This window comes from Actinoplanes utahensis, from assembly GCF_016862455.1.
GTDB classification, from domain to species: Bacteria; Actinomycetota; Actinomycetes; order Mycobacteriales; family Micromonosporaceae; genus Actinoplanes; species Actinoplanes utahensis.
Genome location: NZ_BOMZ01000047.1, coordinates 1 through 26,447 on the forward strand (window position 1 = coordinate 1; position 26,447 = coordinate 26,447).

General features: G+C 71.3%; 28 protein-coding genes. 14 read left to right on the plus strand and 14 right to left on the minus strand.

The genetic code is table 11. The features are described from left to right. The first annotated feature begins 159 nt into the window (after window positions 1–159). From paaD to Aut01nite_RS17460, 5 genes are all read left to right on the plus strand, one after another. Entirely contained in the window at window positions 160–651 is a 492-nt protein-coding gene (gene paaD, locus Aut01nite_RS17440) for a 1,2-phenylacetyl-CoA epoxidase subunit PaaD (RefSeq protein ID WP_043527847.1), read from the plus strand. Between the two features lies 1 nt (window position 652). Continuing rightward, complete coding sequence (paaE, locus tag Aut01nite_RS17445) at window positions 653–1,699, plus strand: 1,2-phenylacetyl-CoA epoxidase subunit PaaE (protein WP_043527734.1); 1,047 nt, start codon at window positions 653–655, stop codon at window positions 1,697–1,699. Between the two features lie 49 nt (window positions 1,700–1,748). Then, window positions 1,749–2,333, plus strand: coding sequence for a GNAT family N-acetyltransferase (locus Aut01nite_RS17450; RefSeq protein ID WP_043527845.1), 585 nt, complete (start codon window positions 1,749–1,751; stop codon window positions 2,331–2,333). A gap of 361 nt (window positions 2,334–2,694) precedes the next feature. Beyond that, entirely contained in the window at window positions 2,695–3,129 is a 435-nt protein-coding gene (locus Aut01nite_RS17455; RefSeq protein ID WP_043527733.1) for a hypothetical protein, read from the plus strand. A gap of 245 nt (window positions 3,130–3,374) precedes the next feature. Further along, complete coding sequence (locus Aut01nite_RS17460; RefSeq protein ID WP_052164034.1) at window positions 3,375–3,977, plus strand: CatB-related O-acetyltransferase; 603 nt, start codon at window positions 3,375–3,377, stop codon at window positions 3,975–3,977. Window positions 3,978–4,035: 58 nt separating this feature from the next. On the opposite strand, the gene Aut01nite_RS17465 is transcribed toward Aut01nite_RS17460, so the two are convergent. Both Aut01nite_RS17465 and Aut01nite_RS17470 read right to left on the minus strand, forming a co-directional pair. Then, window positions 4,036–4,740, minus strand: coding sequence for a TIGR03089 family protein (locus Aut01nite_RS17465; protein WP_052164033.1), 705 nt, complete (start codon window positions 4,738–4,740; stop codon window positions 4,036–4,038). 42 nt (window positions 4,741–4,782) lie between these two features. Then, window positions 4,783–5,064, minus strand: coding sequence for a peptidoglycan-binding protein (locus Aut01nite_RS17470; RefSeq protein ID WP_043527730.1), 282 nt, complete (start codon window positions 5,062–5,064; stop codon window positions 4,783–4,785). A gap of 549 nt (window positions 5,065–5,613) precedes the next feature. Here Aut01nite_RS17470 and Aut01nite_RS17475 point away from each other — a divergent pair. Beyond that, complete coding sequence (locus tag Aut01nite_RS17475; RefSeq protein ID WP_043527729.1) at window positions 5,614–6,471, plus strand: S1C family serine protease; 858 nt, start codon at window positions 5,614–5,616, stop codon at window positions 6,469–6,471. Window positions 6,472–6,538: 67 nt separating this feature from the next. Here the strand turns inward: Aut01nite_RS17475 and Aut01nite_RS17480 are convergent, their stop codons facing one another. After that, on the minus strand, window positions 6,539–6,814 hold the full coding sequence (locus Aut01nite_RS17480) for a hypothetical protein (protein WP_152628858.1): 276 nt from the start codon (window positions 6,812–6,814) through the stop codon (window positions 6,539–6,541). A gap of 388 nt (window positions 6,815–7,202) precedes the next feature. Continuing rightward, entirely contained in the window at window positions 7,203–7,643 is a 441-nt protein-coding gene (locus Aut01nite_RS17485; RefSeq protein ID WP_043527727.1) for a deaminase, read from the minus strand. Window positions 7,644–7,742: 99 nt separating this feature from the next. Here Aut01nite_RS17485 and Aut01nite_RS17490 point away from each other — a divergent pair, with 99 nt between their 5' ends. Further along, window positions 7,743–8,672 carry a serine hydrolase domain-containing protein gene (locus Aut01nite_RS17490; protein WP_161790679.1) on the plus strand — a complete coding sequence of 310 codons (930 nt, stop codon included), beginning with the start codon at window positions 7,743–7,745 and terminating at the stop codon, window positions 8,670–8,672. On the opposite strand, the gene Aut01nite_RS17495 is transcribed toward Aut01nite_RS17490, so the two are convergent. After that, the gene (locus Aut01nite_RS17495; protein ID WP_043527726.1) at window positions 8,661–9,173 is read right to left on the minus strand and encodes a DUF1990 domain-containing protein; all 513 of its coding nucleotides are present in this window, start codon (window positions 9,171–9,173) and stop codon (window positions 8,661–8,663) included. The two genes, Aut01nite_RS17490 and Aut01nite_RS17495, sit on opposite strands and share 12 nt — an antisense overlap. A 107-nt stretch (window positions 9,174–9,280) precedes the next feature. Here Aut01nite_RS17495 and Aut01nite_RS44310 point away from each other — a divergent pair, with 107 nt between their 5' ends. Further along, window positions 9,281–11,020 carry a protein kinase domain-containing protein gene (locus Aut01nite_RS44310; protein WP_043527725.1) on the plus strand — a complete coding sequence of 580 codons (1,740 nt, stop codon included), beginning with the start codon at window positions 9,281–9,283 and terminating at the stop codon, window positions 11,018–11,020. Between the two features lies 1 nt (window position 11,021). Then, window positions 11,022–11,558, plus strand: coding sequence for a DUF6529 family protein (locus tag Aut01nite_RS17505; RefSeq protein WP_043527724.1), 537 nt, complete (start codon window positions 11,022–11,024; stop codon window positions 11,556–11,558). Window positions 11,559–11,587: 29 nt separating this feature from the next. Here Aut01nite_RS17505 and Aut01nite_RS17510 read toward each other — a convergent pair whose 3' ends face one another. From Aut01nite_RS17510 to Aut01nite_RS17520, 3 genes are all read right to left on the minus strand, one after another. Beyond that, a complete protein-coding gene (locus tag Aut01nite_RS17510; RefSeq protein WP_152628855.1) occupies window positions 11,588–12,349 on the minus strand; it encodes a hypothetical protein in 762 nt (253 codons plus the stop codon). Between the two features lie 92 nt (window positions 12,350–12,441). Continuing rightward, the gene (locus tag Aut01nite_RS17515) at window positions 12,442–15,174 is read right to left on the minus strand and encodes a hypothetical protein (RefSeq protein WP_204037571.1); all 2,733 of its coding nucleotides are present in this window, start codon (window positions 15,172–15,174) and stop codon (window positions 12,442–12,444) included. Between the two features lie 303 nt (window positions 15,175–15,477). Continuing rightward, entirely contained in the window at window positions 15,478–16,260 is a 783-nt protein-coding gene (locus tag Aut01nite_RS17520; RefSeq protein ID WP_239124606.1) for a cyclase family protein, read from the minus strand. A gap of 143 nt (window positions 16,261–16,403) precedes the next feature. Between Aut01nite_RS17520 and Aut01nite_RS17525 the strand changes: the two genes are divergently transcribed. Next, window positions 16,404–17,726 (plus strand): hypothetical protein, encoded by a 1,323-nt coding sequence (locus tag Aut01nite_RS17525; protein ID WP_152628516.1) that lies wholly within the window; start codon window positions 16,404–16,406, stop codon window positions 17,724–17,726. 63 nt (window positions 17,727–17,789) lie between these two features. Here the strand turns inward: Aut01nite_RS17525 and Aut01nite_RS17530 are convergent, their stop codons facing one another. The 3 genes from Aut01nite_RS17530 to Aut01nite_RS17540 all read right to left on the minus strand — a co-directional run bounded on the left by Aut01nite_RS17530 (window position 17,790) and on the right by Aut01nite_RS17540 (window position 20,164). After that, on the minus strand, window positions 17,790–18,404 hold the full coding sequence (locus Aut01nite_RS17530; protein WP_043523143.1) for an FMN reductase: 615 nt from the start codon (window positions 18,402–18,404) through the stop codon (window positions 17,790–17,792). Continuing rightward, the gene (locus tag Aut01nite_RS17535; RefSeq protein WP_043523326.1) at window positions 18,401–19,498 is read right to left on the minus strand and encodes an LLM class flavin-dependent oxidoreductase; all 1,098 of its coding nucleotides are present in this window, start codon (window positions 19,496–19,498) and stop codon (window positions 18,401–18,403) included. The genes Aut01nite_RS17530 and Aut01nite_RS17535 overlap by 4 nt, the downstream gene beginning before the upstream one ends. 237 nt (window positions 19,499–19,735) lie before the next feature. Beyond that, window positions 19,736–20,164 carry a YybH family protein gene (locus Aut01nite_RS17540; RefSeq protein ID WP_043523144.1) on the minus strand — a complete coding sequence of 143 codons (429 nt, stop codon included), beginning with the start codon at window positions 20,162–20,164 and terminating at the stop codon, window positions 19,736–19,738. Window positions 20,165–20,227: 63 nt separating this feature from the next. On the opposite strand from Aut01nite_RS17540, the gene Aut01nite_RS17545 reads away from it, so the two are divergent. Further along, window positions 20,228–20,599, plus strand: a complete 372-nt coding sequence (locus Aut01nite_RS17545; protein ID WP_043523145.1) for a YciI family protein — start codon at window positions 20,228–20,230, stop codon at window positions 20,597–20,599. After that, a complete protein-coding gene (locus Aut01nite_RS17550) occupies window positions 20,587–21,777 on the plus strand; it encodes an RNA polymerase sigma factor (RefSeq protein WP_043523147.1) in 1,191 nt (396 codons plus the stop codon). Before Aut01nite_RS17545 ends, Aut01nite_RS17550 begins: the two co-directional genes overlap by 13 nt. Here the strand turns inward: Aut01nite_RS17550 and Aut01nite_RS17555 are convergent. Next, window positions 21,742–23,775 (minus strand): prolyl oligopeptidase family serine peptidase, encoded by a 2,034-nt coding sequence (locus Aut01nite_RS17555; RefSeq protein ID WP_307837514.1) that lies wholly within the window; start codon window positions 23,773–23,775, stop codon window positions 21,742–21,744. The two genes, Aut01nite_RS17550 and Aut01nite_RS17555, sit on opposite strands and share 36 nt — an antisense overlap. 77 nt (window positions 23,776–23,852) lie before the next feature. On the opposite strand from Aut01nite_RS17555, the gene Aut01nite_RS44315 reads away from it, so the two are divergent. Continuing rightward, window positions 23,853–23,978, plus strand: a complete 126-nt coding sequence (locus Aut01nite_RS44315) for a hypothetical protein (RefSeq protein ID WP_268871687.1) — start codon at window positions 23,853–23,855, stop codon at window positions 23,976–23,978. A gap of 81 nt (window positions 23,979–24,059) precedes the next feature. Here Aut01nite_RS44315 and Aut01nite_RS17560 read toward each other — a convergent pair whose 3' ends face one another. Further along, a complete protein-coding gene (locus Aut01nite_RS17560; RefSeq protein WP_043523149.1) occupies window positions 24,060–24,551 on the minus strand; it encodes a hypothetical protein in 492 nt (163 codons plus the stop codon). A 222-nt stretch (window positions 24,552–24,773) separates the two neighbouring features. On the opposite strand from Aut01nite_RS17560, the gene Aut01nite_RS17565 reads away from it, so the two are divergent. Further along, window positions 24,774–25,580 carry a sulfite exporter TauE/SafE family protein gene (locus Aut01nite_RS17565; protein ID WP_043523150.1) on the plus strand — a complete coding sequence of 269 codons (807 nt, stop codon included), beginning with the start codon at window positions 24,774–24,776 and terminating at the stop codon, window positions 25,578–25,580. A gap of 1 nt (window position 25,581) precedes the next feature. Here the strand turns inward: Aut01nite_RS17565 and Aut01nite_RS17570 are convergent, their stop codons facing one another. Continuing rightward, the gene (locus tag Aut01nite_RS17570; protein WP_239124607.1) at window positions 25,582–26,361 is read right to left on the minus strand and encodes a glycoside hydrolase family 16 protein; all 780 of its coding nucleotides are present in this window, start codon (window positions 26,359–26,361) and stop codon (window positions 25,582–25,584) included. Window positions 26,362–26,447: the final 86 nt, after the last annotated feature.

The window sequence follows — 26,447 nt, forward strand, 5'->3', positions numbered from 1 at the left end:
CCGGCATCCCGGTGGCGCCGTCCCGGAAGCCGGGGAGGAGCGGCCGGTGTGGGCGGGGCTGTGCGGGCGGGGCGGGGTGCATGGGCCGGCTCTGGCGGAGATCCTGGACGAGATGCAAGGGGTCGCGCGGTCGGTGCCGGGTGGAGTGTGGTGAGCACGGTGGTGACGGCGGCCGAGGTGGTGGGGGCGGTCACGGATCCGGAGTTGCCGATGGTCACGCTCGCGGAACTCGGAATCGTCCGTGACGTGCGGCAGGAACCGGACGGGGTGGTGGTGACGATCACGCCGACGTACTCGGGGTGCCCGGCCATGGAGACCATCTCCACGGACATCCGGGTGGCATTGCGGCGGGCGGGATTCGGGCGCTCTGAGGTGCGTACCGTGCTGGCGCCCGCCTGGACCACCGACTGGATCAGCGAAACCGGGAAGCGCAAGCTCGCGGAAGCGGGGATCGCCCCGCCCGGGGCAGCGCCGGTGCGCCGGGCCGGGCCGATTCCGTTGACTCTCACGCCGCGGCCGGTGCCGGTGGCCTGCCCCCGATGCGGGCACGCCGAGACCGAGACGGTCGCGGCGTTCGGCGCCACCGCCTGCCGTGAGCTGCGCCGATGCCCGGCGTGCCGGGAACCGTTCGAGCACATGCGGGAGATCTGAGATGCCGCCACGGGGGTTCCATCAGCTACGGGTCGCACGCGTGGACCGGCTCTGCGCCGATGCGGTCGCGGTGATGTTCGAGGTGCCGCCGGCGCTGACGGAACGCTATCGGTTCCGGGCCGGGCAGTCGCTCACCGTGCACCGCGACGGGGAACGGCGTACCTATTCGATCTGTGCGCCGGTCGGGGCCGCGCCGCGTATCGGCGTTCGCGAGGTTCCCGGCGGACGGATCTCCCGGTGGATCGTGCACGATCTGCGGCCCGGTGACCTGGTCGACGTCGCGCCGCCGTCGGGGGTCTTCACACCGGATGAGGCGGCGGGTGGGCGGCACGTGCTGATCGCGGCAGGGTCCGGGATCACGCCGGTGCTGTCGATCGCCGCGTCCCTGCTGCGACGGCCGGGCACCGACGTCACCGTGTTCTACGGCAACCGGCGGGCGGACACCGTCATGTTCGCCGAGGAACTCGCCGATCTGAAGGACACCTACCCGGACCGGCTCGAACTCGTGCACGTGCTGTCCCGGGAGCCCCGCGAGTCCGAGTTGTTCACCGGGCGCCTCGACGCGGAACGGCTCCGGACCCTGCTGCCGCTGCTGGTGGACGTGCCCGGCGTGGACGACTGGTGGCTCTGCGGGCCGTTCGGCATGGTCACCGATGCACTGGAGGTACTCGGGGAGTCCGGGGTGCCGGCCGGCCGGGTGCATCGGGAACTGTTCTGGGTGGATGAGGCGCCCCCGCCGCCGGACCGGCCGGAGACCGTCGACGAAGGACCCGGCAGCGAGGTCACGGTGGTGCTGGACGGGCGGTCCACGACGATCACGGTGCCGGAAGGGGTGACGCTGCTCGACGGCGCCCAGCGGTACCGGCCGGACCTGCCGTTCGCGTGCAAGGGCGGGGTCTGCGGCACCTGTCGGGGGCGGATCACCGACGGGGAGGTTCGGATGCGGCGCAATTTCGCGCTGGAGGACGCCGAGATCGCGGCGGGTTTCGTACTGACCTGTCAGAGTGTGCCGGCGTCCCCCAAGGTGGTGGTCGACTTCGACGAGTGAGCCGGAAACGGGTTTGGCGCAACGGATCCGGGCGGGCACCATCGGCGGGATGCGGATCAGAGCGGCGTTGGACAGTGACCTGCCGGAGTTGCGGGAGATCGAACGGGCTGCGGGCGAGCTGTTCCGGGAGATCGGGATGGTGGAGATCGCCGAGGACGAGCCGCCGTCGATCGAGGTGCTCACCGGGTACGTGAACGCGGGCCGAGCCTGGGTGGCGGTCCTGCCCGGCCCCTCCGCCGGTGGGCGTCGCGGGGCGGCCGGCGGCTCCGAGGGCGCGGTGGACTCGACCGTGGCCGGGTACCTGATCGCGGATCTCGTGGACGGGAGTGTTCACGTCGAGCAGGTGTCGGTTCATCCGCGGTGGTCGGGCAGGGGCGTGGGGCGGCTGCTGATCGAGCATGCGGCGGATCATGCGAGGGGGATCGGGGCGGCGGCGCTGACCCTCACGACCTTTGCCGACGTGGCCTGGAATGCGCCGTACTACGAGCGGTGTGGTTTCGTTGTTCTGGAGGACGGCGAGGTCACACCGGGGCTGCGGGCCGTCCGGGAGCATGAGGCGGCGGCGGGACTGGATCGGTGGCGCCGGGTCTGCATGCGGCGGCAGCTCACGACGGAGCCGCACCTCAAAGAGTGAAATATCCGAAATGTCGTCAGTGAGCCGGATTCTGTGGCACCCGGATCGGCAGGATGAGAGCCGACCCAACCGGCGGCAACGGGAGACGGCGATGAAGTCACTGGCCTTTCGCGTAATCAGCGGTGCGATCGCCGCTTCGGTCCTGCTCGTTCTGCCCGCCACGGCCTCCTCCCTGCTCGCGGCCCCTTCACCGGGCACGAGGGTCGCGGAGGGCGTGCCGGTTTCACCGGGCACGAGGGCCGCGGAGGGCGTGCCGGTTTCACCGGGCACGAGGGCCGCGGAGGGCGTGCCGGTGGCGGCGTCGAGAACAGAGGTCGTTGCGGCAGGATCGGCGCCGACGGCGGTGCGGGCGGGTGCGAGGTTGACGTTCCGGCTGGTGGTGCCCGGGGCGACGGCTCAGGGCGCTTATGAGCTGCCGGGAGACCGCACCGGTGGGGGTACGGCGGACGGCGCGCGGCCCGCCGCGGATCGGCCCGGCGCCGGTCGGCCGGGCACGGACGGGGACCGGAAACCGCGGGTGACCAAGCCGGACGGGCGGATCACGATCACGCTCAAGGTCACCGGGGGCACGCGGTGCGGCGTGCTGCAGACCACGACCAACGGGCCTGCCGACGGCATCGAGTGGTACACGTTCGGCGTGTTGTGCAAACCCGGCACGGCGACCTTCCGCACCGAGGCGAACCGTCTGCCGTGGAGCGCCGCAACCCTGCCGTCGGTGCGTCTGTGCAACGGGCTCAGCCCGGCGCTCGCCGAGGGCGACGAATGCGACGGTTACGAGCCGCCCCGTAACGCCTGACCGCCGGTGGCCGAGCCCGGGGCGGGCGCCGTTCAGCCGGAGGTTCATCGTTCACCGCAGGTCATGGATCGTTGCCGGATCGAGCGTTGTCGAGGGCGGCGGCGACGGCCAAGCTGAGGTTCCGTAAGGATCATGGAACTGTTCGGTGGGAGAGAAGGCGCCATGGACGACACCAGATCGGTCTCCAGCGAATCCGGGACACCGGGGGTGAGGAGGTGACGGCCGATCCGACGGTTCTTCACCCGATGGCGGGACAGCCGCGGGTGGTACTGCTCCGGCCTCTGGTCACGTCGCCGTTGATCGAGGTCGGGGAGTTCTCCTACTACGACGATCCCGACGATGCGACAGGCTTCGAGACGCGGAACGTGCTCTACCACTACGGCCCGGAGAAACTGATCATCGGCCGGTTCTGTGCGCTCGCGACCGGGGTCCGGTTCATCATGAACGGCGCCAACCACCAGATGGACGGACCCTCCACCTTCCCGTTCCCGAGCATGGGCGGCGACTGGTCGCGGCACGTCGATCTGTTGATCGACCTGCCGAACCGGGGGGACACGGTGCTCGGCAACGACGTCTGGCTCGGGTACGGCGTGACGGTGATGCCCGGTGTGCGGATCGGTCACGGCGCGATCGTCGCGGCGGGTTCCGTGGTCACGTCGGACGTTCCCGACTACACGATCGTGGGTGGCAACCCGGCCCGGCCGATCCGGAAACGCTTCAGTGACGAGGACATCGCCCGGCTGCTGGCGGTCGCCTGGTGGGATTGGCCGGCCGAGCACATCACCGCCCACATCCGGACCATCATGTCGGGCAGTGTCGCCGATCTGGAGGCCGCCGCCCCGGCGTGATCAGATGCCGAGGCCGTCGCAGAGATCCCAAGCACGGTCGGCGGGTGGTCAGTACGCCCTAGAGAACCCGGGTGATCGCTTCGGCGGTGATCAGCTCGTCGAGGCGGGAACGGTCCGCGTTGGCGCAGAGGACGATCGAGGCGCCCGCGGTCAGCGGGGCCATCAGCCAGATCAGCGGCTCCTCGCACGTCGTGGTGTCGACGAGCACCCGGTCGCCGGTGATGATCCCGCGCGCGGTGGCCACGGCGGCGGCTGCGGCCCCGTACTCCCCGAAGGTCGTGCCGTCGACCGTGGCCGGCTCGCCCACCGCAACCCCGGACGGTGGCGGCGCGGCACCCAGATGGGCGCGGGCGGCGGGCGGGAAGTCACGATAGCCCTGCGGCACGTCCGGTGACGGCGCCCCGCCGGGGGCCAGGCCGAGCACGAACTGGAACCGGGCCGGTGGCACGTCCTCGAGCCAGCTGTCGACCCGCCGTCGTTCCACGAAGGTCACGTCCAGGTCGGGTCCGGTGTCGGGGGAGAGGCCGGCGGCTCCCCATCCGCGGAACGCCACCTCGATCCCGGACGCCCACGCGCCGAGCAGCACCGCCGCGGTCTGCCAGTGTGGTGGCAGGAGCACACCGGCGCGGCTGCCGCGTTTCAGGCCGCACTCCCCGGTGAGCAGCGCTGCGGTCGCGGCGACCCAGGCGCCCAGCTCGGCGGGGGTGAGCCCGGTCCGTTCGCCGGTGACGCCGTCGTAGTAGGTGATCAGGTGCTCGCTCATCGCGAGCCCACCCTATCGACGGGGGGCTTGCGGCGGCATCACTCAGGCGGCTTGGATCCAGGTGAGTTCGCGGGCCTCGGCCGCGTAGCGGGCCAGCAGGTGCACGGTGCGCGGACCGGCTTCGCCGTCGACCGGCAGGCCGGCGCGGGTCTGGAAGTAGCTGACCGCCTCGGCGAGCGCGGCCTCGTCGGAGCCGACCCGCACGCCGAGGTCGGCGAAGAGCCCCCGCAACGCTTCCGGGTCGGCGGTCGGAACCGGCTCGGACCAGCCGATCAAACCACCGACGGCGCTGCCGACCAGGCTGAGCATTCCCCGTGTGTACATGGTGACCTCCCGATGTGTGCTGCGTGAATCCAGCATCTCGGGAGGAGCTGTGCCTGACATCTGCCTGAAGTCTCCAAACCCTGTGCGCCACTACGCCTTTCGGCCGACCCTCGCGCTGATAACGCCGGGCCGGCCGTGGATGGCACTGTGAGGTGGGTCAATCCCCCCCACGGGGTTGGCATATCAGGGCAAATCGGACCTTTTGCGTAGGTCGCGGGGTCGGCCTTCGCGGAGCGCCGCCGCCGGCTCGGTGATCGTCGGGCCGAACGGCCGGCGTTCCACGGTGGGCCGCGAACGGCCGATCCGCGGGCGATCCGGCTGGACGCCGGCTGCGGATCCGCCGGACGTCTGCTGAGCCGGAACGGTCTCTGCGGGGCCGTCGGTGGGGGAGAAGGGGGGACCGGGGAGAAGCACGCCGACGACCCTAGACCGCACTTCCCGGTGTACGGGTTGCCGCGCCGAAGCCACCCGGACGGGCTACCGCCGGGCACAGCGAAGTCACAGACGGCTCACCGCCGCCGAACACGTTCGGGGCGCAACCTCGATGACATGACCGACCTGATGACCCGCCCCACCCTCGACGACACGCATTCCGGCGGCGGTTCCGACCAGCCGCCGACGCACATCCCACCGGTGATGGTGAAGCCGCCCCGGGACCCGCGCTGGAAGCGGCGCGTCGCGGGCGGCGCCGCGGTGCTGGTCCTGATCGCGGGTGGTGGCAGCACCGGCGCCGTCCTGGCCGAGCAGTACCTGAACGCTGGCCCGGCCCCCGCCACGGCCGCCTCGTCGACCGTCAGCGAGGGCAGCGACCTGGCGCCCATCGTCGCGACGGTTCAGCCGAGCGTGGTGACCGTCCTGGTGGACGGCGCCCGCTCGTCGTCGCTGGGCTCCGGTGTGGTGATCGGCGCGAACGGCCTGATCCTCACCAACAACCACGTCGTCGAGGCGGACGGCACGGTCAGCGTGCGGCTGTCCACCGGGCGTACGGTGCCCGCCACCGTCGTCTCCACCGACCCCACGCACGACCTGGCGCTGGTGCAGGCGACCGGGCTGTCCGGGCTGACGCCGGTCACGTTCGCCACCGACGACACCGTCGCGGTCGGCGACACCGTGCTCGCGTTCGGCGCGCCGCTCGGACTGGAGGGCACCGTCACCTCCGGCATCGTCTCCGCCCTGGACCGCACCCTGGACACCGGCGAGGAGAAACTGACCGGTCTGCTGCAGACCGACGCCGCGATCAATCAGGGCAACTCCGGCGGCGCTCTGGTCGACATGTCCGGCCGGGTGGTCGGCATCAACGTCGCGATCGCCACCACCGGCGACAGCAGCGGCAGCGTCGGCCTCGGGTTCGCCATCCCGGCCGGCACGGTCGCCGACGTGGTCAGCCGGCTCCAAGCGCGAGCGTGACATGTCACGATCAGTGACGGCTGCCGTTCGCCGGGTGACCCGGTGGCCGGGTGGTCGGCGGCGCGGTTCAGAGGACGGCGCGGAACTCCGGCCAGTGGCCCCAGAACCGCTCGACCTCCTCGATCACCTTCTGCATCCCGGCGGCGACGTCGTGGGGGACCGGGGTGCCGTCGTCCCAGGTGGGAGCGTTCGGCAGGTAGTAGAGGCCGCCCCGCACGCCGGGTTCCACGCCGAGTGTCAGCACGTGCCCGCCGAGCTCGAACTGGGTCGCGAAACGGCGGCTGCGCAGGATCGCGCCGGAGTGGTGCCGGGCTTCCCTGGGTTGCAGTTCCTGGACCGTCATGATCTTCTCCTCACCGAACCGGGACGTGACCCTGGTGACAGTGAGTACGCACCCGGCGGGTGCGGCGTTCAGCTTCGCAAGGGCCATTCTCTGCGGTACGCCGTACCCAGCCCCCGCCGGACCTCCGCCGTCCCGTCGCCGTCCGGGGCGACGTCCGCGGCTCACCGGGCCGTTCGGCCCGCTGCGGGCTGATGCGGTGGTTCCGGCTGGTGGTCACGGCTGTCTCCGGGCGGTCGAGACCGCAGTGACAACCAGCCGGGGACCGGAAGGGGCCGCTTCGCCCGTGACCGGCCCCGTCGGCCGTGCGGGACGGCGAACGCCGCTGCCGGGGCGGGCGGGACTGCCGGATCCTGGCGAAGGGCTGCCCACGGCGTACCGCGAAAGGGTTTCAGAAGGCGAGGTGACCGTTCGCCGCCCGCGCCGCCGCGGCGAACCCCGGCATCTCGACCACCTCGATGCCCGCGGCGATGAGCAGCGCGACACCTTCGCAGGTCACGAAGAGATCGGGTTCCCGCCAGGCGATCACCACCCGCGGGATGCCGGCCGCGATGATCAGACCGGTGCAGGTGGCGTGCGGGCGGCTGGCGCGTTTCGAGCAGGGCTCGAGAGTGCTGTACATGGTCGCGGTGCGCAGCCGCGGCTGACCGCCGGCGCGCAGCAGGGCCGACTCCTCGGCGTGCACCTGCGGGTCGGTGTCCCGGGACCAGCCGACGGCGATCTCCTGACCGTCGCCGTCGACGACGACCGCGCCGACCGAGAACGCGGACGTGGACGGCGGGCAGCGGTGCGCCAGCTCGATCGCGTGGCTCATCCACCGATGGTCGTCCATGTCGCTCCCCGTCGTGCGCACCGCCTGCTCCGATCAGCAACCCTATCGCCGGACGTGCCGCGATCCCGCCGGTTGCCGCGGCTCGCCAGACTGGTCGGCATGAGTGATCTCGGCGAACTGACCCACCAGGCCGTCAAGCAGCTGGAACCGCACCATCACGGGGTCGTCGTCGCCGCGCTCGACGGGGACGCCACGGAGATCCAGGGCACCGCCGGGCACGATGCCGGCGCCCGGTTCGAGATCGGCTCGGTCAGCAAGGTGTTCACCGCGATCGTGCTGGCCCGGCTGGTCGACGCGGGACAGGTGCGCCTCGACCAGCCGTTGCGCGACTTCCTTCCCGCGCCGGAGGGGATCACCCTGCGGCATCTGGCCCAGCACACGTCCGGGCTGCCCCGCCTGCCGAAAGGCATGATGCTGCGGGCGCTGCTGCGGCCGAACACCCCCGATCCGTACCGGCACTGCACCGCCGACTTCCTGATCGCCAACCTCGCGAGGATAAGCCCGGCGCCGCCCGGCCGCCGGTTCCGCTACTCCAACCTCGGCGCCGGGCTGCTCGGCCTGGCGCTGTCGCGGCACACCGGCCTGACCTACCCGGAGCTGGTCAACCGCGAGATCCACTTCCTGCGGGGTACGGACACCGCCGGCCCCACCGTCCAGGGCCACGACGCCAGACGCCGTCCCGTCGCCCCGTGGCACCTGGCCGACCTGGCCGGCGCCGGTGGCCTGCGTTCCACCGTGACCGACGTCGCCGCCTTCGTCCGCGCCCACTTCGACGACGGCCCGCTGACGCCGGCCGTGCGGCTCGCGCTCGCCGCCGAACACCGGATGAACCCGTTCATGACCGTCCGGCTGGGCTGGATGAGGACCGCGCAGGGGCAGATCTTCCACAACGGGCAGACCGGCGGCTTCTATTCGTTCGCCGGGTTCGACCCGGAGAAGAGGACCGGTGTGGTGATCCTCAGCGACACCGTCCGGTCCACCGACCGGATCGCCATGGAATTGCTGAAGAATCTCTCGTCACGCGCCTGACGATCTGATCATCGAGCGGACGTACCGGTGGGTCGCGAATTCCTGTGCCAGGATGCTCAGCGGCCCGCCGATCCGCGCCAGCGCCGACATCGGCCGGGAGAAGGCGGTGATCCGGAACCGGACCCGCCCGGCGGCGGTCAGGTGGACGACGAACGCCTCCTCGCCGCACTCCGGATGGCCGGGCAGCGTGCCGTAAGCGAAACCGCGCTGATCGCTCTGCTCCACCCGATAGACCACCCGACACGGCGCGACCAGCCGTAACCTGCCGAAACCGATGCCGATCAGCACCGGCAGACCCGGCTCGGCGGGTCCGGAGGCGGTCACCGTCAGACCGGCGCCCCGGTGCATCCGCCAGTCCAGCAGCGCCGCCGACGCCCGCTCGAACGTCTCCCGCCCCTCTCCGATCGGCACATCCCGGCGGACGTGCCGGAACCCGGCTGGCAGCGGCGCCTCCCGGGTGGCGCCGACCTCGGCATAGGTGAAAGGCGCGTTCAGCAACATCACACTCACCCTATTCGCATTTACCATGATGGGTGCGGTGAACCAGATAGAGATCCACATTGTTATGGAAGTCAGTGAGCTTTATCGGGAGGGCAAGGGGTACGGGGATGTCCGGTCAGGAACCGCTCGGCAGGGAATACCTGTTGCACGAGGAGATCGGCCGCGGCGCGATGGCGGTCGTGCGGCGGGCGACGAGCCGTCAGGGCGGCCTGCCGCTGGCGGCGAAACTGCTGCGGCCCGAACTGGCCGGCGACCGCCGGGTCCGCGAGCTGTTCCTCCGCGAGGAGGCCGCGCTCCGCGCTCTGCACCATCCGGCCATCGTGGGCCTGCGTGACCTGATCGTCGAGGGCGGCACCCTGGCCCTGGTCATGGAGTACGTGGACGGGCCCAACCTGCGCCGTTACCTGTCCATGCGGGGTGGCCGCCTCACCCCGGCCGAGGTCGTGACGATCGCCGCGCAGACCGCCGCCGCCCTGGCCGCCGCCCACCATCACGGCGTCGTCCACCTCGACCTGAAACCGGAGAACATCCTGGTCCGGCGCCGGTCCACCCCACCGGAGATCCGGATCACCGACTTCGGCGTGGCGGTGCTGCTCAACGATACCGACCACATCCCGGCCGGCGGCACCCCCGGCTACACCGCACCGGAGATCTTCCAGGGCGGCGCGCCGACCCCGGCCGCCGACGTGTGGTCGCTCGGTGTGCTGCTGCTGGAGCTGACCACCGGCCGCCCCACCGGCGACCCGTCCCTGCTGCCCGGCCCGCTCGGCCCGGTCGCCCGGGACTGTCTGGCCCCCGACCCGCGCCGCCGGCCCCCGGCCCGGCGAGTGGCCGCCTACCTGCAGCAGTTCGCCGGCGCCGTGCGGCCGTCCAGCGCCCCACCGGCCTCCGGCGCGGCCCTGGCGGGCCCGGCCGGGGTCACCGATCCCGAGCCGACGACCCTGCCGCTGGGCTTCCCGCCGCCGCAACTGCCCCCGCCGACGTTCCCGCCGCCCGCGCCGCCGCAACCGCCGCGCCCCGCCTTCGTGCCACCGTCGGGTGACACCCTCGGCAGCTGGGCGGGGCAACTTCCCGCCACCGGGACGTACGCGCCGCCGCCCCCGCCCAGGCCGCGCGCGGGGTCACGCTGGCGCAGCGGCCCCCTGATCACCCTGGGCCTGGCCGGCCTGGCCGCCGCCGTGATCGTCGGGATCAACGTGACCGCCACCGCCGGCGAACGCACCAGCAACCTGGTCACCAAGGTCAGCGTCCCGCCCCCGGTGTCGCCGGTGGAGAAGACCGGGTCCACCGCCCCGCAACCGGCCGGCACGCTGCCGCCGACGAGCGAGGTCGCCCTGCCGCCGTTGAACACCCCGGCCGCCGAACGGTTGCGGGTCACCATGGCCGGCAAGGTCGACGACGAGGCCGGCACCCTGGCCATCTCGATCCGGGACGGGGCGGCGATCGCGTACATCTGCGACGGCGACCGTCTCGAAGCCTGGCTCAAAGGCACCGCCAAGAACGGCCTGCTCAGCCTCACCGGCAAGAACGGCACCAAGATCACCGGCCTGTTCGACGCCACCCGCGCCGCCGGCGACATCACCGTCGGCGGGAAGGCGCACCGCTTCGAGATCGGCGTGGTCAGCAAACCGTCCGGCCTCTACCGCCTGGCCGGCCGGGTCGGCAACGCCCGCGTCAACGGCTCCTGGATCGTCCTGCCCGACGGCCGCCAGGTCGGCGTGCTGCTCAAGGACGAACAGCCCGCCGCCGCCCCCGTCCTGGACGTCACCAACCGCACCACCACCGTCGACGGCGCCGTGCTGACCGGCGCGACCACCATCGACGTGGACACCGGCGAGGGATTCTGACGTGCCGGCCGCGACAGCGCTCCGGCCCCGGATCTGGCTGCCCGTGGTCGCCGGTGTCGGCGTCACGGTCGGCCTCGGCGTCTACGGCCGCCTGCACGACACCGTCGGCACCACCGACGTGACGGGCCTGCTGCGTACCCAGACCATGAAAGTGTGGCTGGCCACCGCCGTGGCCGCCCTGCTCGCCGTCCAGCTGCTGACCGCTCTCGCGGTGTACGACGTGCTTCCCGGCCCGTCCTGGTTCGCCGCCGTGCACCGGTGGAGCGGCCGGCTCGCGCTGCTGCTGTCGGTGCCGGTCGCGGTGCACTGCCTCTACCACTTCGGGTTGCGCTCGGAGACGCCGCGGGTGCTGATCCACTCACTGCTCGGGTGCGTGCTCTACGGCGTCTTCGTCACCAAGATGCTGCTGCTCAGCCGTCCCGGCGAACACCGCGGCTGGGGTGTTCCGGTGGCCGGCGGCCTGGTCCTGGCGGCGGTCGCGGGCCTGTGGGTGACCTCGGCGCTCTGGTTCTTCACCACCATCGGCACCCGCTGGTGAGTGGACCTGCCTGCCGGCGGCTTCGCTGTCTAGAGCTTCCAGTCCCCGGTTCGGGGTCCGGTGCCGACGTACTGGGCGATGCGGACCCGGCTGGGCTCTGACTCCGCCCGGATCTGGAACACCACCCGCTGCTCCACCTGCAGCCGCGAGTCGAGCTGAGCGGCAGCGGTGTCCGCCAGCAGCGTGGTCATCACCGTGTCGTGCTGATACCAGTAGCCGTCCGTGTCGCACAGCCACGCGTGATCGTCGCCCTGCGGGATGATCGGCAGCTGCCCGGTGTTGCGTTCCCGAACCCGCACCGACACGAGTCTCCTGCCGTGCACCGGCTGGATCCGCTCGTTCGGTTTCAGCCCGTCCACGCCGAGCACCGTGATCTCGTGCCGCATCTCGGCGGAGTGTTCCAGCGTCAGAGCCCCGCCGAGCGGGATCACCTGCCCCGCCGGGGGCAGATCCCTGAGCAGCGGCACCAGGATGGCACCGCCGACGCCGGTGTCTGCCGTGTCCGCGGCCATCGTCGGCTGCGACAGGCACGCGGCGCCGTCCGGCCGGCTCGTCAGGACGACGGCGAGGCCACCCCCGGCGGCCACCAGGACCACGGCGAGCCCCGCCATCCACCACCACACTCTTCGCCGCCGCCGCCGGACGGGCTCCGGTTCCGGAGGTGTCGGTACGGGTTCCGTCGTCTCGACGTCGCTGTTTCCGGCGCGGACCCGGGCCGCCACGGCGACGGCCACCGCGGTCACGGCGGCGACGGCCACCCAGGAGAGCACACGTTTACGGGAGGAGGACATGGCCGTTCGCATCGGGCCGCGACGCCCGGACCTGAGATCATCGGCACCGCGTCCCGCCATGATCAGGGAAGCGCCGTGGGGTCACGGCTTCTTCAGATCAGCTGCTGGATGGTTCCGTCGATGAGATTGACGGAGAAGACTTCTCGCTGTCCGGCAGTTCGGGCCGGCGACGGTCCGGCAGTGGGGCGATCGAACCTCTGAAGCCAGCTCTCCTGGAACTCGGACATCCGTGCACCGAATTTTCGGTGATCTTTCCAGAAGTTCCAGTAGACGTCCGCAGCAAACGTTCCGGCGCGGGCTTCGAGTTCTATCTCATCGAACCTGGCATGCTTCACCAGCATGTTCAGTAGCAGCGCCGACGACCGAGAGTCGCCGCTGTCCGAAAGTCGCCGGAGGATGGTCAGAGCCTCGTCGACACAGCCTTGTCGTTCCAGTAACGCGATCAAGCGCCGCGCCGGCTTCCGGTCACCCGAGTCCAGGCGCCGGCGGAGCATGGCGATCGCTTCGTCGGCTCGGCCGGTTCGCTCCAGGAGGTCGGCGTAGCGTGTGGAAGCCGCGCTGTTACCGGAGTCCGCGAGTGCCCTGAGGCCTCCCGCATCGCCGTTCTCGGCCAGCAGGCGTGCCAGGGCATCGGCCGCATGCCGGTCTCCGGCGGCGGACCGCTGCCGGAGCTCATCCGACCTGCCTTGCTGAGCCAGCAACTTCGCTAATAGCGCAGTGAGCGGGCCACGGCGGGGTCTACCCGAGGAGAGGTGCACGTGCTGTTCGACGAGCGCGGTCGCCTCGACTGTCTGACCTTTCCGGATCAAGTCTTCGGCCCAGAGTGCAACAGCCTCCGGGTCGCCGTCCGCGGCGCGTTCCTGTAGTTCTCCGATCCTGCCCAACCGGACGAGTATCCGCGCCAATTGCATTTTGTTCAGGGAGTCCTCCGCGTGTGCCGGCTGTTGGAGGAGAGCGACGGCTTCGTCACCCCGTCCCTGTCGGAACAGAAGAACGGCCAGCTGTCGGGCTGCCGTCTGGTCCTTCTCCTCGGCACGCGCGCGTAGGTGACCGATCGCCTCATCGATGTGGCCTTGGCAGGCCAGCACGCCCGCGAGCCGCCGGTTCGTCTGCGGGTCACCGGACTCCGCGAGCCGGCGCAGCAGAGCCGCGGCCTCATCGAGCTTTTCCTCGCTGGTCAACAGTTCGGCAAGGGCACGCCCGGCGTACTGGTCGCCCGCGTCCGCTCGTTGCCGCAACTCGTCCCGTCCGCCCCGGTCCCGGAGCAGCTCCGCCAGCCGTGACGATGCTGCCACGTCACCGGCGTCCGCGCGTTCACGCAGCTCCGTGACGTTGCCCCGGAGCTGCAGATGTGTGGCAAGTGTCAATGCGGCGCCCGGCGCATCACGATCCGCGAGCCGGCGGTACAGGGCGGTGGCGTGACGGTGCTGCGCCCGGCGGTCGGCGCTGTCGGCGAGCCGATTCGTGTCCTCGGGATCGTGATGATCGACAAGCGCCGTCCAGACCGCATCGGGTAGAGGCGCTGTGCGGCGCGCCACGAGAGCGTGCTGATGCAGATAGTCGGCCGTGTGGTAGCCGCGGACGACACCCATGCCGCCGGCCACCGGTGTCAGGCAGGAAGCCGCACCGTGCAACTTGGCCGTGGCATAGCTGACAGCCTGATCCAGCCAGTCCGGTGGAGCCGCGGCCTGCTGGGCGGAGGTCAGATATCCGGGGGCGGCGGCAGCCAGGAACTCTCTGGTCAACGGCGCCCGGACACCCATTCGTCGAGCATCCAGAGCAGCCGTGACGATCGCCTTGCCACAGGATTGGCGGGGATCACCGGGGTCGGCGTTTTCCCACCATCGGATCAACTCGGGCCCCGCTGCCAAGACCTGGGTGAGGCCTGCGTCCTTGCTCGTGAGAGCGGCGCGAATCCGTTCGTCGCTCGCCAGGTCCTCCGCACGGCTCAGTTCGGCCGCGGTGAACTCGTCGCCCACATCGAAGATGCGGGCCAGGTTGATGACTTCCCGATCGTTGGCGTACGGGTCGTCCTGTTCCGGAGTTCGGGGCAGGACGCGGGCGTTGTATTCATTTGGCCAGAGAGTCGCGACGATCACCATGCCGGTGCCCACCAGACTGCGCACGGTGCCCACCGGCAGACCGCCCGGCTGGTCCAGATATCGCTGCAGTTCGTCCAGCCACAGGACAGTGCGGGGCGCCGGCTTCTCGGCGAGCGCCCGGACCGCGCTCATGTCCGCGGGATGCAGGAGCCACCATTCCGGCAGGGTTGCCCGTACCGCCTCGAAAAGGGTGCGCGTCTTGCCGACCGAGGAGCCACCACGCAGCAACACGAAACCACCGTCGCCAGCCGCGGCCGCGACGGCCTCGCGCAGGAGGAGGTCCAGGTCCCGGGGCACGTACGTGGGCAGGGTGTCGACGCCGGGATCCATCTGGATGGACGCGTGCACTCCCAGCAACCGCGGCCGGGCATCGCGGACCCGGACCGCGTGGAGCGGCTTGTGCAGGTGGGCGGTGCTGACCCGTTCCCATGCGGCCAACCACGGCTGCTGCGCGCCCGCTACCAGATCACAGGCTTCCAGGAAGAGACTCAGGGTCTCCCGGGTGGGTAGCGACTTGCCGTTGAGCAGATCGCTTAGTGTGGCCGCCGGTAGCAGCTTGACCTCAGAGCCGCCTGGCCGGGTCCGCCGGGCAGCGGCGTCGAGCTGCGCATAGGAGCTCGTGCCGCGAAGCAGCCGGAGCGCCTCGCTGAACTCCTCCCGCGTATGTATCCGGTCAGGATCCGGGAGGCCGGAAGTGTTCGGCGGGCTGTCACCGGAGGGCACCGAACAACTCTAGTCGAACGCCGGCAAACGCGAAGGGCACCTGGTCGTCGTGTCGATCCGGATGTGCCGTGTCCGGATCTGTTCGGTGCTGATGCCGGACCGCCCGCCGACTTGCGACGGTCGATCCAGCGAATCGACATGATAGGAGGCCGACATGGGTGACTGGATCACTGTCGTCGACGGCATCGGTAACTTGTTCGGCCTCGCCGCTGCGATGGTCAGCTTGATCATCGCAGCGCGGGGGCGGAACGACCGGCGGTGACCGGGGAGCGGCGTCGACCGGTTACGCGGTGGCCGGCAGGGTCAGACGGTGGCGAGGACGCGGGCCTGGCCGCCGGAACCGCCCTCGTAAGGGATCAGGCCCACGAAGATACGGGCGCCGCTGCGAGGCATCAGGTGCAGGTTGGCCAGGTTCTCCAGGCCGTAGCGGTCGGCGCCGGTCAGGGCCAGGTGGGTGTCGAAGGTGGTGGAGACGCCGGGATCGATGCTGAGGGTGTCGACGCCGAGGGAACGGATCCGGCGGTGGCGCAGCAGCCATTCGCACGCGTCGGCGCTGAAGCCGGGGAAGTGCAGCGTCCCGGCGGTGTCGGTGCCGCGGTAGGCGGCGGCGTCACCGGCCTTCGCGCCCCAGCCGGAGTACATCAGGACGGCCGCACCGTCGGGGATCCGGCCGTACCGGCGTTCGTACGCCCGCAGGTCGTCCACGGTCACGACGGTGTCCGGGTCACGGGCGGCGCGGTGTGCGACGTCCACGACGACGGCGGGCAGGAGCAGCTCGGACGGGCGCAGTTCGGTGGAGACGCGGCCGCCGGCGGTGAAGTGCGCGGGCGCGTCCACGTGCGTGCCGATGTGCTCGATGATCCGCCATTCCTGCATGTAATAGCCGTCCTTCTCGATCGAGGTGACGGTCCGGCGGACCGCCTCCTCCCCGGGTGAGAAGGCCGGGAAGGCGTCGCTCAGCGGATAGCTGAGGTCCACGATGCCGGGACCGGCCGCGGCGGCGGGCGCCGGTGAGAACCCGAGCGCCGCGAGCCCCGCACCACCGGCCAGCGCCGCCCGCCGTGACAGTCCCGATTCGACACACATGGCCGTACCCCCTCGGCTCGCCCGTGTTCCCGCTCTCATCCTGCACCGCGCACCGGCCGTGCCGCCGCGGCGCGCTCGATGACTGCCCTAACGGGTATCGCATCGTGTCGATCTCGTGATCGCGGTGCGTGAGGGTGGTCGGTGTGGAGAGTGTGCGGGGGAAGTCGCTCGCCTGGCTGGGTCATCCGGTGACGATGGCGGCGCTGGCGGTTCTGGTGGTCAACGACCACGTCGCGAAAGCGGCCCATCCGGGCTGGGTGACCGGGAAGCTCAGCGATGCGGCGGGCATGGTGCTGGCGCCACCGCTGCTGGCGGTGCTGACGAGCCTCTTCGCGCCGCGGGCACGGTTCCGGCCGGTCGCGGTGGGCGCGCTGGTCGCGGTGGGTGTGGGTTTCGCCTTCACCAAGGCCTGGGTGTACGGGGGACAGGTCGCGTCCGAGATGTGGAGCCTGATCACCCCCTCACTGGTCCGCTCGGATCCGACCGACCTGCTGGCACTGCCGTTCCTGGCCGTCGCCTGGTGGACGGCCCAGCGGCCGGGCAGACAACGGTCGGAGCGGACGGAACGGTGGGTGCGGGCATGGCGGCTGGCCGTGCTCCTGCCGCTCGCGCTGGCGGGTGTGGCCGCGACCAGCGCTGTTCCCTATCTGTCCGCGGAGAAGGTGTACGTCTCCGCGGACACGATCTTCGTGGGTGAGGGCTGGATCGAAACGAGGTGGTCGGCCAGCAAGGACGGAGGTGTGACCTGGAGCGACGCGCCCGAGCAGACGCCCGCCGCTCCGGGCCCGGCCTGCACGAGGTCGGTGCCGCAGGTCTGTTACCGGGTGATCGAGGACGGGATCGGGGTGCTGCGCAGTGACGCGGGCGGGCCGTGGACGGAGGATTGGGTGCTCACCCGGCTGGAGCGGATCACGCTGAACCGGGCCTACCGCGACACCATGGGGATCGACGCTCTCACCTCGCAGTCGATCGGGGTGCAGGACGTTCCCGGCGGTCACGTCGTGGTCGTGGCGAACGGCAGAGACGGGTTCGCGGTGCGGGACGTGACCGGGACGTGGCAGCGGATCGGGTTTCCGACCGTGCCCGGCGACCTGGCGCCGGCGAGCGTCGAGACCGACTGGGTGCTTCTGGAGTTCCCACTCGGCCCGGCGGTCATCGCGATGGCGCTGGGGCTTGTGATCACCACGGGGGCGGTGGTGGTGATGCGAAGGCGCGGGGCACCCGCGGGCTACTGGTGGCTGCCGGTGGCGCTGGGGGTGACGGCGGTCATGACGGTTCCGGCGGCGCTGGCCGGGTGGGCGGATCCGAACGGGGGCCTGGTGATCCCGATGGTCGTCCTGGCGATTCTCGGGATCCTGGCGGCGATCGGGTGCTCGGTGGCCGCCGTGATCCGGGCCGGGATGCACCTCGCGGAGGCGCGGGCGGAGCGGCGGCCGCCCCGGGTCCCTCCGCCCCGGATCTATTAGGAGACGCCGGTGGCGGCCCGGAGATGTCCGGGCCGCCACGGCTGCTTTCACCCCGTACCCCGATCAGAGGTTCTTGAGCATCTCCGCGAAATCGGTGGTGAGCGCGAAGGGGTCGGTGACCACCGCCGGTTCCCTGCGCTCGACCTCGCGGGCCAGTTCGGCCGCGGCACGTTCGATCCGGCCGCGCAGCGGGCCCTCGACCGAGTTGGCGCCCCAGTCGTCGCTGGCCGCGAAGACCGACGTCGGGATGATCGTGGCCCGGAGGTAGGCGAACAGCGGGCGCAGCGCGTGTTCCAGGACCAGCGAGTGGCGGGCCGTGCCGGCGGTCGCGGCGAGCAGGACCGGCTTGTCGACCAGGGCGTCCTTGTCGAGGACGTCGAAGAACGACTTGTACAGGCCGCTGTAGCCGGCGGAGAAGACCGGTGTCACGGTGATCAGCGCGTCGGCCGCGGTGACCGCCTCCTGGGCCTGCTTGAGGGCGGGCTTGGCGAATCCGGTCAGCATGTTGTCGGTGATCTCGTGGGCCAGGTCGCGCAGCTCGATGACCTGGACGTCGAGGGTGACACCGAGCTGGGCGGCGGCCTTCGCCGTGGTCGCGGACAGCTGGTCGGCGAGCAGGCGGGTCGACGACGGCTGGCTCAGGCCGGCGCTGATGACGACGAGTTTGCGCTGCTTCATGCCGCGACCTCTTCCTTGGTCTCGTTCTTCTTCGCCAGCAGGGACGCGTGGGTCGGGGCGTCCGGCACGTGGGCCGGCTTCCGGGCGGCGAACTCCTTGCGGAGCACCGGCACCACCTCGGCGCCGAGCAGGTCGAGCTGCTCGAGGACGGTCTTCAGCGGCAGGCCGGCGTGGTCCATCAGGAACAGCTGGCGCTGGTAGTCGCCGACGTACTCGCGGAAGCCGAGGGTGCGCTCGATGACCTGCTGCGGGCTGCCGACGGTCAGCGGCGTCTCCCGGCTGAAGTCCTCCAGCGACGGGCCGTGGCCGTAGACGGGGGCGTTGTCGAAGTACGGCCGGAACTGCTTGACCGCGTCCTGGCTGTTCCGGTGCATGAACACCTGGCCGCCGAGGCCGACGATCGCCTGGTCGGCGGAGCCGTGGCCGTAGTGCTCGAAGCGCTGCCGATACAGCTGCACCATGCGCTGGGTGTGCTCCTTCGGCCAGAAGATGTGGTTGGCGAAGAAGCCGTCACCGTAGTAGGCGGCCTGCTCGGCGATCTGCGGGCTGCGGATCGAGCCGTGCCAGACGAACGGCGGCACGTCGTCGAGCGGGCGCGGCGTGGAGGTGAAGCTCTGCAGCGGGGTGCGGAATTTGCCCTCCCAGTCGACGATGTGCTCGCGCCACAGCTTGTGCAGGAGCGCGTAGTTCTCCAGGGCGAGCGGGATGCCGGCCCGGATGTCCTTGCCGAACCACGGGTAGACCGGGCCGGTGTTGCCGCGGCCGAGGGTCAGGTCCACCCGGCCGTCGGAGAGGTGCTGCAGCATCGCGAAGTCCTCGGCGATCTTCACCGGGTCGTTGGTGGTGATCAGCGTGGTCGCGGTGGACAGCTGCAGGGTCTTCGTCTGCGCGGCGATGTAGGCGAGGGTGGTGGTCGGCGAGGAGGAGAAGAACGGCTCGTTGTGGTGCTCGCCGAGCGCGAAGACGTCGAGACCGACCTCCTCGGCGTGCTTGGCGATGGTGACGATGTCCTTGATGCGCTCGGCTTCGCTGGGGGTCCGGCCGGTGGTCGGGTCCGTCGTGATGTCGCTGACGCTGAAGATTCCGAACTGCATGACCCGCTCCTGGTGATCCGGCCGGGGTTTCACTTCCCGGACTGCCCCGTACAACTCCCTTGCTTGCGCAACTATTTCAGATTCAAAGAACTTGTGCTGCGGCGGGGGTCACACCGCCGCGGCTGCCATCCGGATGCGGGAGACGCGCTCATCCGCGGGAGGAGAAGGCCCGGACGGGGAGCCGATCCAGACGTGGTTCCGGGGCGCCCGCGTCTTCCAGCGCCCCGGCACGACCGGTCAGCCGGTGGGGGAGAGACCGGTGGAGGCGCGGAAGGAGCCGTCCATCTCGAACGGGACGGACTCGTGTTCGTGGGTGACCAGCCAGCGGCCGTCGACGCGGCGCAGGCCGAGCGTCACCCGGAACCAGAGGGTGAACGGCTCGGTGGCGCCGCGCGGAACCGCCGACAGGCAGTCGAGGCTGGTCGCGAAGGCCACGTCACCGTCCGTGGTGATCTCCAGGTCGGTGACCTCGCGCCGTGGCGGCGCCTCGAAGGTGGACATCCAGGCTTCCAGCGCGGCCGGATCACCGTCGTTGCCGGGCTGGCGCAGCGGAGGGGCCAGGTTGTACTCGACATGGTTCGGCGTGTAGTGCGCCAGGATGGCCTTGGCGTCACCGGTCTCCAGCAGCGCGGCCTTACGTTCGATGACTTCTCGGATCTCGTTCATGCCGGGACGTCGAAACCGGGGCCGCCGGTTTCGACGTCCCGGGTGAGAGAGAAGGAGAATCCCGTGAAATACCTGATCCTGATCCAGTCGAACGCGCAGTCCCTGGCCGTCTGGGAGACGCTGTCCGAGCAGCAGCGCACCGACTTCGGCCTCGGCCACCTGCGGCTCGACGAGGAGATGCGCGAAGCCGGGGTGCTGGTGGCGAGCGAAGGGCTGGGCGATCCGGCCCTGGCCACCCAGGTCTCGGTCCGCGACGGCCGGACGATCACCTCCGACGGCCCGTACGCCGAGGTCAAGGAACATCTGGCCGGCTTCTACCTGATCGACGTCGCGGATCTCGGCGAGGCGGTCGCCTGGGCCGCGAAGGCGCCGGACGCCGCGTACACCCGGGTCGAGGTGCGGCCGGTCCTGGACATGAGCACATGGGAGATCTGACCGGGCTGCTCCGCGACAGCGCGCCGCGGGTGCTGGCCGCGGTGGTGCGCCGCTACGGCGACTTCGACGCCTGCGAGGACGCGGTGCAGGAGGCGCTGATCGCGGCCGCCCGGCAGTGGCCCGAGGCCGGTGTCCCGGAGCAGCCCGGGAACTGGCTGATCACGGTGGCGAGCCGTCGCCGGGTGGAGATGCTGCGCACCGAGACGGCCCGGCGGCGCCGTGAGGAGGCGATGCTGCACGAACCGGCCCCGCAGGCGCGTGGCGACGACGAGCTGGCGTTGCTGCAGCTCTGCTGCCATCCCGCGCTGAGCGTGCCGGCGCAGGTCACGCTCACGCTGCGGGCGGTCGGCGGGCTCACCACCGCGGAGATCGCCCGGGCGCTGCTGCTGCCGGAGGCGACCGTGGGGCAGCGGATCAGCCGGGCCAAGCAGCGGATCCGGGAGACGGGCGGCCGGTTCGAGCCGCCCACTGATCTCACCGCGGTCCGGCACGTGCTCTACCTGATCTTCAACGAGGGACATACGGCCAGCTCCGGCGACGCCCTGAACCGGGTGGACCTGACCCGGGAGGCGATCCGGCTGACCCGGCAGCTGCGCCGGCGCCTGCCCGACGACGGCGAGGTGGCCGGACTGCTCGCGCTGATGCTGCTCACCGACGCGCGCCGGCCCGCCCGTACCGGCCCGGACGGCACCCTGATCCCGCTCGCCGAGCAGGACCGGAGCCGCTGGGACGCCGCCGCGATCGCCGAAGGCGTCGCGATCATCACGGACACCCTGGCCCGCGCCCCGATCGGCCCCTTCCAGGTGCAGGCCGCGATCGCCGCGGTGCACGGGGAGGCGGCGCGCGCCGCGGACACCGACTGGCCACAGATCCTTGCGCTGTACGGGCTGCTGCACGCGCTCGCGCCCAGCCCGATGGTCACCCTGAACCGGATCGTGGCGCAGGCCATGGTCGACGGCCCGCGGGCCGGGCTCGCCGCCCTGGACGAGGCGGCCGCCGATCCGGTGCCGGCCCGGCATCACCGGACCGTGGCGGTCCGGGCCCATCTGCTGGAGCTGGCCGGTGACCGGGCCGCCGCGCGCGATTGTTACCGGCGGGCGGCCCGGCTCACGCTGAGCCGCCCCGAGCAGCGCTATCTGGAGTCACGCGCCGCCCAGATGACGCCAGAGGAACTCTAGGGTCAGCGCCCAGTTGGTGGCGCTCTGCTCGTTGTCGGCGGCGGCGCCGTGCCCGCCTTCGACGTTCTCGTAGTACGTGGTGTCGTACCGGAGTTCGCGCAGCAGCGCCGCCATCTTGCGGGCGTGCCCGGGATGCACCCGATCGTCGCGGGTCGAGGTGAGCAGGAGCGAGGGCGGGTACGGACGGCCCGGGCGAACGTTCTGGTACGGCGAGAACTCCCGCAGGTACGCCCAGTCCGCCGGGTCGTCCGGGTCACCGTACTCGGCGATCCACGAGCGGCCGGCCAGCAGTTTCGTGTACCGGCGCATGTCGAGCAGCGGCACCATCGCGACGATCGCGCCGAACAGCTCCGGGTAGCGGGTCAGCATGACGCCCATCAGCAGGCCGCCGTTGCTGCCACCGAGCGCGCCCAGCCGGTCCGGTGTGGTGATCCCGCGTTCCACCAGGTCGGCGGCGACGGCGGCGAAATCCTCGTACGCCTTCATCCGGTTCTCCCGGAGGGCGGCCCGGTGCCAGGCCGGACCGTACTCCCCGCCGCCGCGGATGCCGGCCAGCACCCAGGTGCCGCCGCGGGCCAGCCAGCCCCGGCCGGTGCGGCCGCTGTACGACGGCGACATGGTGACCTCGAAACCGCCGTATCCGTACAGCAGCGCGGGTCCGCCGTTCCCGGCGCCGGCCACGAAGTACGGCACCCGGGTGCCGTCGGCGGACACCGCGAAGTGCTGCCGCACCGTCATCCCGGCCGCGTCGAAGAACGCCGGCGCCTGTTTGAGGACCGTCACGTCCCCGCCGACCGTCCCGAGGCTCAGCGTGGCCGGTTGCAGGAACCCCTCCGAGGAGAGCAGGAAGTCGTTGTCGTGGTCCGGGTCGGTGTCGACCACCCAGACGTGGTCGAACTCGCCGCCACCGCCGGGCATCGGCGCGCGCCGCCACCGCGGGTGGTCCGGGGTGAGGATCTCCATCCGGGTACGCACGTCGGCCATCGTGACCAGCAGCAGGTGATCTCGCGTCCAGGTGTGGGAGAGCAGCGACGTACGCTCGTCCGGCCGAAACAGCACGGTCGGTTCCACCCGGCCGAACGGGGTGGCCAGCAGCGACCCCGCCGGATGGGTCTCGCCGCCGACCGTCCACGGCGACCGCAGCTGGATCAGCACCCAGTCCCGGTGCACGTCACAGTCGGCGTCGTCGGGCGCCTCGATCCGGGCCAGAGCCCCGTCCGGCCGGATCTGATAGAGCTCGGTGTGGTAGAAATCGCGCCGCCGGACCACGAAGTCCCGCTCGTACCCCGGCGCGGGATCGTGCACCGCCGTGATCAGGACGTCGTCGGCCTCCCCGGCGAAGACCTCCGCGGCCTCGGCCAGCGGGGTGCCGCGCCGCCACCGTTTCACCACTCGTGGATAGCCCGACGATGTCAGCGAACCCGGCCCGAAATCGGTCGCCACGAAGACGGTGTCGGCGTCGATCCAGCTGACGGTGGTCTTCGCCTCCGGGACCGTGAACCCGTCCTCGACGAAGACGCGACGCGTCAGGTCGTACTCCCGGACGACCACCGCGTCCGCGCCACCGCGAGCCAGTTTGACCAGGCAGCGGTCATATCCGGGGCGCAGCACGATCGCTCCGGACCACGTCCAGTTCTCGTTCTCCGCCCGGTTCAGCGCGCCCACGTCCAGCAGCACGTCCCAGTCCGGCTCGTCCCGGCGGAACTGCTCCGCGGTGGTCCGCCGCCACAGCCCGCGCGGGTGGTCCGCGTCGGTCCAGAAGTCGTAGTAGAACCCGTCACCGCACCAGGCCGGGACCGGAATCCGGTCCTTGCTGTCCAGGACCTCCCGGATCTCGTCCTTCAGGCGGGTGAACCCGTCCCCGGACAGCGCCCGCACCGTCTCGGCGTTGCGCTGCGAGACCCAGTCCGCCGCCTCCGGCGCGTCCAGGTCCTCAAGCCACAGGTAGCGGTCGTCGGTGTCCAGGGCAGCCTCCCACGTCGATCCGGTGACGACAATGCTTCCACGCCGCCGGACCCCGCGTGATCGCCCCGGCCACCCACGGGCTGTCGCACCCGCTGGGTACGGTGTCGGCCATGGGAGCCCTGAAGCCGTGGCATCTGCTGATCCTGTCGTTCTGCTGCCTCGGCGTGACCGGCGTCGTGGCCGCGGTCGCCGTCGTCTTCGCCCGCGGCAAGAGAAGGCGACCGCCCGGCGCCTGACCCGTCGCCGCCGGCCGCTTTCCGCCGGGCCGCCGTTCCCGCTCGGCCGCTTTCCGCCGGGCCGCAGTCGGTCCGGGGGCGTCAGGCGGGCGGGCCGGCGATCACCAGGGCCGAGACGGCCAGCCAGCCGATGTGCCACGCCTGGTCCAGCTCGAACAGGCCGGTGCCGGGTCCGCTCGTCGTCGGCCCGGACGCCCGCACCACACCCACGTGATCGAGATAGCCGCCGCGCCCGAGCAGCCGGCCCAGCCGGATCAGCGGGGTGCGCAGGTCGGCGATGAAATGGGTGACCGCGTTCAGCGCGATCCCGGCGATCAGCCAGCCCGGCTCGAACGGCAGCCTCAGCCACCACCCGGCCGCCAGCAGGAAGACCGAGGTCGTCACGGTCCACGACGCGACATGCTTGGCGCAGTGCCAGATCGCCGACCTGCGGACGCACCCCTCGGCGTCGAGGCCCTTGCCGTACGCCTGGCCGCTCGTCTGCACCCAATGGTCGCCGATGTAATGCCCGGCGAGCATCACACCGAACGCCACCGCCGCGGTGACCGCCCTGATCAGATCTTCGTCCTGCATTCCGCGGTCCGCCTTCGCCAGCCGAGAGTGCCGTCTCGGTTCAACTCCAGCACCAAGACGCCGTCCTGACCCCCAAAAGTGTCGGCGCACACGAGTCACGTCCGTCACCCTCCAGGGTGTGGGACGCGCCGTCCGTGCCCGCGGTGCGACCGGAAGCCGCCGATAGTGTCCCGATCGCGTCGACCCGTACGGGCGGCGACCCCCGGGGAGAGGCGAAAACCCATGCAGTGGATCGATGCCGTCCAGATGACCGCGGCCGGCGCGGCGGCCGGGGCGATCAACGCCCTGGTCGGTTCCGGAACCCTGGTGACCTTCCCGGTCCTGCTGGCGCTGGGCTATCCACCGGTCGTCGCCAACGCCTCCAACGCGGTCGGCCTGGTTCCCGGCTCGTTCGCCGCCGCCTACGGGTACCGCGCCGAACTGCGATCGCAGCGCCATCTGCTGCTGCCCCTGGCCGCCGCGGTCCTGGCCGGCGGCGTCACCGGCGCCCTGCTCCTGCTGATTCTCCCCGCCGAGGCGTTCCGTCTGGCCGTGCCGATCCTGATCGCCCTCGCCCTCCTGCTGATCGTCTGTCAGCCCTGGCTGGTCCGCGCCCTGAACCGCCGCGCCACCACGGTCACCACCGGTCCGTCCGCCACCGGCGCCCCGGTCTCCGGGGATGTGCGCGGCAGGGGCGGCAGGCCGGCCGTGGCGCTGATCGCCGGGGTTTTCGCGGCCGGGGTCTACGGGGGTTACTTCGGGGCCGCTCTGGGCGTACTCCTCCTGGGTCTGCTGGGCACCCTGGTCACCGCGGACCTGCAGCAGGCCAACGGCCTGAAGAACATTCTCGCGGGCGCCGCCAACAGCGTCGCCGCGCTGGTCTTCGTCGTCGCCGGAGTCGTCGCCTGGCTCCCGGCGCTGCTGATCGGCGTGGGCGCCGTCGTCGGCGGCATGCTCGCCGCCCGATACGGCAGGCGCCTGCCCGCCGCGGCCCTCCGCGCGGTCATCGTCGTGGTGGGCCTCACCGCGATCGTGCAGATGGTCGTCTGATTCAGGCGGGGACGGACCAGCCCCGGACCCGGTGGATGACGGCGGTCTTCGGGTACGCGGTGGGGGACGGGGACGGTCCGGCGGTCTCGAAGAGGTCGAGCATCAGGATCAGGGGATAGTCCGGGGCCTGCGCGAAACGGCCGACCTCCGTGCCGGCGCAGCTGATCACCGTGCCGTCCAGGCCCCAGGTGACCGACCAGGTGTGCGGGCGGGCGGCGTCGACCGGAACCCGGACCTCGGTCATGTCGGTGTGGAGCCGGTCGTCGTGGTGTGCCTTGATGCCGAGGCGGGCGGTGACCGCGTCCTCGCCCACGGCCGCGGCGTCGATCTCGAAGATGCAGATCTCGCCGCTGTCGCGGCTGTCGAGTTCGGCGCCGACCAGCCAGGCGGCCAGCATGCACCCTTCGTCGCGGCTGGCGCTGACCGTCACGTCGACACGGCCGGCCGACGGGGTCCACAGCAGGCGGGGGCCGGTCTCGGTGCGGACGGTCAGGGCGTCGGGGCGGTGCCGGTGGGTGCCGGTGGCGCTGCCGAGGGGACCGGAGAAGGTGCCGGTCTGGATGTTGGAGACGCGCAGCGGCGCGTCCTCGGGCCGCCAGTCGGGCTGGTCCGCGTCGATGCGCAGCCGCAGGCCGGAACCGGGCCGGCCGCCGAAGTCGTAGCGGGCCCGGGACCGGTCCGGGGTGCTCCAGTGCGGCAGGTAATGGTCGATCCAGAGGTCCGGCCGCAGGCCCGGACCGGTGAAGTCGTCGGACAGGTCGGGGGCGGCGTCGAAGATCACGCCCCATCTCACCACATGTAGTTGCGCTCCGATGAATATTTACCCACAGTCACGGAACTGCGCACGATGTGCGTCACATGCGGATG